We start from the raw sequence: 7,930 nt of genomic DNA, 5'->3' as shown, positions 1-7,930 counted from the left end.
CCCTGCACCAGCGTGCAGCGCCCTGCGTCCAGGTGCGCCTGGATCGTCGCCGGGTTGCCCGCGTACGTCAGCTTGTCCAGGACCACCACCGGCTCTTCGCTGCGCTCGAACCAGTGATGAACGAAATTGCCGCCGATGAAGCCGGCGGCGCCGGTCACGATAATCGTCATCAGAATTTGCCTGTCTGCTTGGTTTGATAAATTGAACCGACTGCCGATGCAGTCACATACTGATCAAGAAGCTGCTCATATTCACCCAGGATCTGTCCCCAGGTCAGCCCAGACTTGAAGCGCAACGTGCTGGATGCGCGCATGCGCTCAAGGCAAGACGGGTCAGACTGGATGTCATCCAGAACGCGCGAAAAATCATCTGCATCACCGAAATAGCGCGCGCCATTACCCGCCACCCAGCGATTGAACCGGTTGTCGTGCGCCAGAATGGCATTGCCAGCCCCCAACGCCTCGACCAGAGAGGGGTTCGTTCCGCCGACCTGGTGACCATGGACATAAGCCATGCTGTGGAACCGGATCGAATTGATGACAGGCTTGTCGTAGATGGCCCCCAGGAAACGGACCTCATCGCTGGCGGCGGCACGCACCTTGACGTGGTAGGGGTTCGACTCGCTGTAGTTTCCGAGGACCGCCAACTGGAAACCACGCCGTTTCGCGGAAAAGCCGCTGACCACTTCAAGGATGGAGTTTTCAGGCTCGGGGCGCGCCACCAAGGACAGGAACCGTCCGGGCTCCAGGCCCAGCGTGCGAACAGGTGCATCCGAGACGCCGGTCAGATGCTCCGCGCCGTAGGCGATGGTCGTGATCTTGTCGCCAGAAACACGAGTGGAGAGGTGGTTCTTGATTTCCGGATGATCTGCGACCAGATGATCACCCAGCCAGCACCCCATCCGTTCGTTCAGCCAGAACCAGGCCTTGGCAGGACGGCTCCACTTGGCACGAGCCCACTCGATGCCGTCCATGTTGATGATGTTCGTGATGCCCTTGGCCTTGAGCAGCGAACAGAAGATCGCCGTGTTGTACCCCAGCGTCAGACACAGATCCTTGTGCTGCACCGCATCGACGATCGTCTTCCAGTCAAAGATGATCGTCCCCATGGGACCGTCCTTGGCCACAGGAATGCGCACTCTCTCGACACCACGCCAAGTGTCATTCACGACATCCCCCTGGCCATCTTCCTGGCAGTAGACGATCACCCGCCAGCCTTTTTCGACCAGATAGAGCGCCAGATATTCAGCAAATGTCTCGAATCCGCCGTGCGCAGCGGGAATACCTCGTATACCGAGAATTCTCAAGGTTTTTTTTGACATAATTTCCCCCTACGGGCAATAAAATTTCATTCGTGATGATCGAAGGCCTGGAACCCTGCGATCTTGACCAGACTGTCCTTGCGCGCGGCCGTGTAGTCGGCCTCGATCATCTCGCGCACCAGTTCCTCGAACGAGGTCGTCGGCACCCAGCCCAGCTTTTCCTTCGCCTTGGTCGGATCACCCAGCAAGGTTTCCACCTCGGTCGGACGGTAGTAGCGGGGGTCGACCTTGACGACCACGTCCCCGACCTTGACCTTGGCCCGAGAGCCTGTCACCGCAGCGACGACGCCGATCTCGTGCTCGCCCTCGCCCTCGAAGCGCACCGTGATGCCCAGTTCAGCAGCCGCACGCCCGACGAACTGGCGCACGCTGTACTGCACGCCGGTGGCGATGACAAAGTCTTCCGGCTGGTCCTGCTGCAGCATCAGCCACTGCATCTCGACATAGTCGCGTGCGTGACCCCAGTCGCGCAGCGCGCTCATGTTGCCCAGGTACAGGCAATCCTGCAGTCCCAGCGCGATGCGCGCGATGGCGCGGGTAATCTTGCGCGTCACGAAGGTCTCGCCGCGCAGCGGGCTCTCGTGGTTGAACAGCACGCCGTTGCAGGCGTAGATACCATAGGCCTCGCGGTAGTTGACCGTGATCCAGTAGGCGTACATCTTCGCCACCGCGTAGGGGCTGCGCGGGTAGAAGGGCGTCGTCTCCTTCTGCGGGATCTCCTGCACCAGGCCGTACAGCTCCGAGGTCGAGGCCTGGTAGAAGCGCGTCTTCTTCGTCAGGCCCAGGATGCGGATCGCCTCCAGGATGCGCAGCGTGCCGATGCCGTCGGCGTTGGCGGTGTATTCCGGCTCCTGGAAGGACACCGCCACATGGCTCATCGCCGCCAGGTTGTAGATCTCGTCGGGCTGGACCTGCTGGATGATGCGCACCAAGCTGGTCGAGTCGGTCAGGTCGCCGTAGTGCAGCGTGAAATGCCGGCCGTCGACATGCGGGTCCTGATACAGGTGGTCGATGCGGTCGGTGTTGAACAGGCTGGAGCGACGCTTGATGCCGTGGACCTCGTAGCCCTTCTTCAGCAGCAGCTCGGCCAGATACGCGCCGTCCTGGCCGGTGACGCCGGTGATGAGGGCAACCTTGGGTGTGGACATGGGGCGATGACTTTCTCTGTGCATGAAAGCCTGGCCGCGCCAGGCTGGAAACAGACTTTGGAACTGAAGAGAGCCCTCTTCAGCAGCCACACCCCGTGTGGAAGGGTGCGGACAGATAAGCAAGACGGATTCCATCCGCCAGCGTCGTGCGGGCCGTCCAGCCCAGGCCAGCCAGCCGGCTGACGTCGAGCAGCTTGCGCGGCGTGCCGTCGGGCTTGCTGTCGTCGAAGACGATCCGGCCCTCGAAGCCGACCACCTGCATCACCGTCTCGGCCAGCTCGCGGATCGTCACGTCGGTGCCGGTGCCGATGTTCACCAGCGGGCCGTCGTAGCCCTGCTCCATCAGGAAGACGCAGGCGTCGGCCAGATCGTCCACGTACAGGAACTCGCGCATCGGCCGACCGGTGCCCCAGACCACGTACTCGGCGTCGCCCCGCTGCCTGGCCTCGTGGGCCTTGCGCAGCAGCGCCGGCAGCACATGGCTGTTGGCCAGGTCGTAGTTGTCGTTCGGGCCATACAGGTTGGTCGGCATCACGCTGATGTACTGGCGACCGTGCTGGCGGTTGTAGCTCTCGGCCAGCTTGATGCCGGCGATCTTGGCGATCGCGTAGGGCTCGTTGGTCGGCTCCAGCGGACCGGTCAGCAGGTAGTCCTCCTTGATCGGCTGCGCGCAGTCGCGCGGGTAGATGCAGCTCGAGCCCAGGAACATCAGCCGCTGCACGCCCGCCAGGTGGGCGCCGTGGATCAGGTTCGCCTCGATCATCAGGTTCTGATAGATGAAGTCGGCTCGGTGGATGTTGTTGGCCTGGATGCCGCCCACCCGCGCGGCGGCGATGAAGATGTAGTCCGGCGTCTCCTCGGCCAGGAAGGCCTGCACCGCGCGCTGGTCCAGCAGGTCCAGTTCAGTACGGCTGCGGGTGAGGATGTTCGTGTAGCCGCCCGCCTGCAGTCGGCGCACCAGCGCGCTGCCGACCATGCCGCGATGGCCAGTGACGAAGATGCGGGAAGCAATGGAAGGCAGGCTCATGAGCAGACGGAGGCGGACAGTAAGGAGCCGGCGAAGTCATGCAAGGCGACATGCATCGCGAGCACAACAAATGAGTCAATTTGAAACAATGGCTCCACGAAACCAGAAGGACCCGGATCTGCCCGGAAGTAGAAAGGAGCACCAGCGACCGTGTCCAGCGCTTCATCCGGAGAAATCCTACTACTGCGCCGTTTTTCTCATGTTCGCAGAAGCAACAATGGGGGCCAGCCTCCGAAAGCCCGGCAGGCCCCTCGCCGGATCAGCCCTCTGGCCCCGCTCGACTCATGGATAACACGACTTGCACTGCACGCAAGTGCGCACATCCACACGACCCAGGGGGTTGAGATCGCTCTGGAATCAGGCCAAACTCGGTGAGAGGTGGATAAATTTTCACTTCGTCCGTGCACTTCAAGGACGGACAACTCTCATCAGGAGCGGAAGTCATGATCAAGTTTCAGGGTTCGATGAAGGGCCTGGTCCTCGTGGCAGTGGCCACGATCGCCAGCATGGCCTCGGTCGCCGCCCACGCCCAGCGCGTGGTGCCGACCGCCGGTGGCCGTGGCGGCACGGTGCAGCCGCGTCCGCCGGTGCGCGTCGCGCCGCCGCCGCCGGTGGTGGTGGTGCCGCCGTGCAAGCGTGGCGGCCCTGGCATCACCCCGTGCTGAGCACGTCGACACGACAGGTTGACCTTTGACCAGGCAATCCTGGGCCCGGCAGGCTGAGCGAGGCCTGCTGGGCCTTTTTGTTGTTGCCCTCGTCTGGCTGCCCCTTCCGCTCGGCAGCAACCGACCCTGGGCCCTCGCCTTGTTCGCTGCACTGGTCTGGCTGCTGCTGGCGGCCGCCGGTCTGCTGCGCATCGCCGCGCCTGCGGCCTCGTCATCCAGCCGCCAGGGCGAACCGCCTGCGCGGGTCAGCTGGGGCGCGCACATGGTCCTGGCCCTGATGGTGGCCTTCACGGCATGGTGCAGCCTGCAGCTCAGTCCCTGGGGCTACACCGAGGATGCGCACGAGACGCGCATGTACGTGCTGCGCTGCGTCGGCTACGTGGGCGCGTTCTGGCTGGTCCAGCTGCTGGTGACCAGCGACCGGCGGCGCCTGGTGCTGCTCGGCGGCCTGCTCGGGGCTGGCGTCATCCAGGCGCTGATCGCGATGGTGCTGTTCTCCGCCGGCAGCCGCTACGAGATGATGGGCTTCGACTTCGTTCAGGGCATGCGTGCCACCGGCACCTTCACCGGACCGGACGCACTGGCCAGCTACCTGCTGACCGCGCTGTCGGCCGGGCTCGGCCTGATGCTGACCCAGATGGGGCGCTCCCATGCACCATCGAAGGGCCGGCACCAGAGAACGCGCACCGCGATGGAATTCATGATGTCGACCAAGATGCTGGTCCGCATCCTGCTCATCCTGCTCGTGATCGCTCTGGTCCTGACCCGCTCCCGGATGGGCAACGCCGCCTTCTTCCTGTCGCTGTTCCTGGTGGGCGGCTGGGTGATGCTGCGCTCGCCCAAGCTGCGCCGGCCGGCGGCGATCCTCGTGGCCAGCCTGCTGGTGATCGACACCATCGTCATCGGCCAGTGGGTCGGCCTGTCGAAGGTGATCGACCGGATGCAGGCCACGGAAATCGCAGCGGAGGCGGACGCAGCCTCTGCTGTAGCACCGGCATCCAGCGACGCCTTGATGGCCCCGGTCCATCTGGTCCACAAGGAAGAAAGCCTGATCGAGCGCACCCGTCCCGTGCGGGATGCGCTGCAGATGCTGCACGAGCGGCCCTGGACCGGCTTCGGGGGCGGCGCCTTCTACACGGCGTTTCCTCGCTACAAGCAGGAGTCGCTGAAGCTGCCCTACAACCACGCGCACAACGACTACGTCGAGATCGCCGCGGACACCGGCGTGCCCGGTCTGGCCCTGCTGGCGCTGGTGGTGCTGCTGACGCTGGGACGCGTGATCCAGCTGATCGATGACCGTCAGCCCAGCCATGTGCGGGGCACCGCAATCGGGGTGGGCATGGGGCTGATCTGCGCCCTCCTGCACGCGACGGTGGACTTGAATCTGCAGATCAACGCCACCGCCATGGCGCTGACCGTACTATTGGCCGTGGTATGGACCGTGCCCCGCGGGCACGCTGCTGCATCTCGCAGGAAGTAAGTCGTCTTTTTTCATCATATGAACCAGATCCAAGTCGCCGCGCAAGGGCAGGTGCCGGCACAGCCCGCCCCCCCCTTCGCCCCCGTCCAGATCGGCCTGTCGGAAGAGAGCAAGCTCGCGCTGCTCGACCACTGGCGCAGCATCAAGAAACGCAGGTGGCCCATCCTGGGCCTGGCCACCGCGCTGGCGGCGCTGGGCGCGGCCGTGGCCTTCTCGATGACCCCGGTCTACCGCTCGACCGCGACGGTCCTGATCGAGGCGGGCAAGCCGAAGTTCCTGTCGATGGACGACATGATCGGCAGCGCGATGCAGAGCAAGGAGCAGTACCAGACCCAGGTGGAGATCCTGAAGTCGCGCGAGGTGGCCCAGCGCACGGTGACCGCTCTGAAGCTCTGGAACAACCCCGACTTCGATCCACGCAAGGGTGAAGCCGGACTGAGCCACCGGCTCAAGGCGATGCTGGGCAAGGGGGCGGCCCCGACCGAGTGGGATGACGAGAAGCTGGCCGAGGCGGTCGTCGAGCCGTTCATGAAGGCAGTGACCGTCGAACCGGTGCGCCTGAGCCAGCTGGTCAAGGTCAGCTTCGACTCGCCCGACAGCCGGCTGGCAGCACGGGTCGCCAACGAGCTCTCGTCGAACTACATCGACGCCGACCGCGATGCCAAGTTCAAGCTGGCCCAGAACCTGAACGGCTGGCTGGAAAAGCGCGCCACCGAGCTTCGCAAGAACCTCGAGGAGTCCGAGCTCGCGCTGCAGGCCTACCGAGAGGAGAAGGGCCTGGTCAGCCTGAGCGGCTCGGCCCAGGCGCTGGCCGGCATGCAGGCCAACGAAGTGACGCAGCGCCTCATCGAGGCGCGCGCACGCCGCATGCAGCTCGAGGGCACCTACAACCTGATCGGTGGCGTGTCGAACGGCGACTACAGCAACATCCCGGCGGTGGTGAACCACCCGTCGGTGCAGGAAGCCATCCGTCAGGAAGCCGCCGCCCAGAAGGAAGTGGCCGAGCTGTCCGAGAACCTCGGCCCGAACCACGTCAAGATGCAGGAGGCCCAGTCCTCGCTGGCAGCCGCACGCAAGTACCTGGAGCAGCAGCGCCGCTCGATCGCGCGCAGCATGGTCCAGGAATACAACCTGGCGCGCCAGTCCGAGAAGTCGCTCGAGACCGCGCTGGGCGCGGCCACCGGCGGCGTGCAGGACGTCAACCGCAAGGAATTCCAGCTGCAGGTGCTCGAGCGCGAAGTGTCCTCGAACAAGCAGCTCTATGACCTGTTCATGAGCCGCGCCAAGGAAATGGATGCCGGCAGCGACATCCAGGCTGCAATCGCGCGCATCGTCGACCCGGCCGTGGTCGCCAAGGATCCCGTGCGCCCGAACAAGGGCCAGATCATCATCGTCGCCTTCGTGCTGGGCCTGATGATCGGCTCGATGGGTGCGCTGATGCTCGAGCGGATGGACAACACCATCAAGGGCAGCGAATCGGCCGAGACCAAGCTGCAGCAGCCGGTGCTGGCGGTGCTGCCGGCGCTCAAGGGCGAGCAGCTCGAGAATGTCGCGACGCTGTTCATCCGCGAGCCGAACTCGCACCATGCCGAGGCGATCCGCACCGCCCGCACCGGCATCCAGCTGTCGGATGTCGACCAGCGCCATCGCCTGATCATGCTGACCTCGAGCGTGCCGGCCGAAGGCAAGACCTCGACCTCGATCAACCTGGCGCTGGCCCTCGCGCAGACCAAGCGCACGCTGCTGATCGACGCCGACATGCGCCGGCCGCAGGTCGGCGTGCGTCTGGGCATGGCCCCCAACGCCAAGGGCCTGTCGAACCTGGTGACCGGCACCGCCTCGCTGAAGGAGTGCGTGCATCAGGTCGAGGGCAGCCCGCTGCTGGTGATGCCGGCCGGCGACATTCCGCCCAACCCGCTGGACCTGCTGCTGTCGCAGCGCTTCAAGGACGCGATCCGCCACCTGCAGCCGCAGCTGGACTTCATCCTGATCGACACCCCGCCGGTCGAGCTGGTCAGCGATGCGCTGTCGGTCGCGCCGATGGCCACCAGCACGATCTACGTCGTGCGGGCGACCGAGACGCCGGTGCCGGTGGTGCGCAAGGGCCTGAGCCGCCTGCAGCGGGCGGGCGCGCATGTGATGGGCGTGATCGTCAACGGCCTGGACTTCGAGGATGCCCAGCGCTACTACGGGGAATCGGTCAACGGCGGCTACGGCAACACCTACTATCACGGCTATGTGCAGCAGCAGCCGACCGAGACCGAGGCCAAGGCCTGATCCGGTCCGAGG

Annotated in this window: 7 protein-coding genes; 3 read left to right on the top strand and 4 right to left on the bottom strand. The window is 64.8% G+C overall.

The features are described 5' to 3' along the window. The 4 genes from HNQ01_RS20135 to HNQ01_RS20120 form a co-directional block, all read right to left on the bottom strand. The coding region (locus HNQ01_RS20135; RefSeq protein ID WP_173807301.1) for an NAD-dependent epimerase/dehydratase family protein at positions 1-170 on the bottom strand (170 nt) is incomplete at its 3' end. Then, positions 170-1,321 carry a DUF1972 domain-containing protein gene (locus HNQ01_RS20130; RefSeq protein ID WP_173807300.1) on the bottom strand — a complete coding sequence of 384 codons (1,152 nt, stop codon included), beginning with the start codon at positions 1,319-1,321 and terminating at the stop codon, positions 170-172. The genes HNQ01_RS20135 and HNQ01_RS20130, both read right to left, overlap by 1 nt. 26 nt (positions 1,322-1,347) lie before the next feature. Beyond that, complete coding sequence (gmd, locus tag HNQ01_RS20125; protein WP_173807299.1) at positions 1,348-2,469, bottom strand: GDP-mannose 4,6-dehydratase; 1,122 nt, start codon at positions 2,467-2,469, stop codon at positions 1,348-1,350. Positions 2,470-2,548: 79 nt separating this feature from the next. After that, on the bottom strand, positions 2,549-3,496 hold the full coding sequence (locus HNQ01_RS20120) for a GDP-L-fucose synthase family protein (RefSeq protein WP_173807298.1): 948 nt from the start codon (positions 3,494-3,496) through the stop codon (positions 2,549-2,551). 443 nt (positions 3,497-3,939) lie between these two features. Here HNQ01_RS20120 and HNQ01_RS20115 point away from each other — a divergent pair, with 443 nt between their 5' ends. The 3 genes from HNQ01_RS20115 to HNQ01_RS20105 are packed head-to-tail and all read left to right on the top strand — an operon-like array spanning position 3,940 to position 7,918. Next, positions 3,940-4,161 carry a hypothetical protein gene (locus HNQ01_RS20115; RefSeq protein WP_173807297.1) on the top strand — a complete coding sequence of 74 codons (222 nt, stop codon included), beginning with the start codon at positions 3,940-3,942 and terminating at the stop codon, positions 4,159-4,161. 25 nt (positions 4,162-4,186) lie between these two features. Then, a complete protein-coding gene (locus HNQ01_RS20110; protein WP_173807296.1) occupies positions 4,187-5,641 on the top strand; it encodes an O-antigen ligase family protein in 1,455 nt (484 codons plus the stop codon). 18 nt (positions 5,642-5,659) lie between these two features. Further along, positions 5,660-7,918: a GumC family protein gene (locus HNQ01_RS20105; RefSeq protein WP_173807295.1), complete on the top strand. Its 2,259-nt coding sequence runs from the start codon at positions 5,660-5,662 to the stop codon at positions 7,916-7,918. Positions 7,919-7,930 lie beyond the last annotated feature (12 nt).

Source organism: Sphaerotilus uruguayifluvii, from assembly GCF_013294065.1.
Classification (GTDB): Bacteria; Pseudomonadota; Gammaproteobacteria; order Burkholderiales; family Burkholderiaceae_C; genus Sphaerotilus; species Sphaerotilus uruguayifluvii.
Note: the sequence above shows the minus strand (reverse complement) of the source record. Positions and strands in the feature narration are given on the sequence as shown.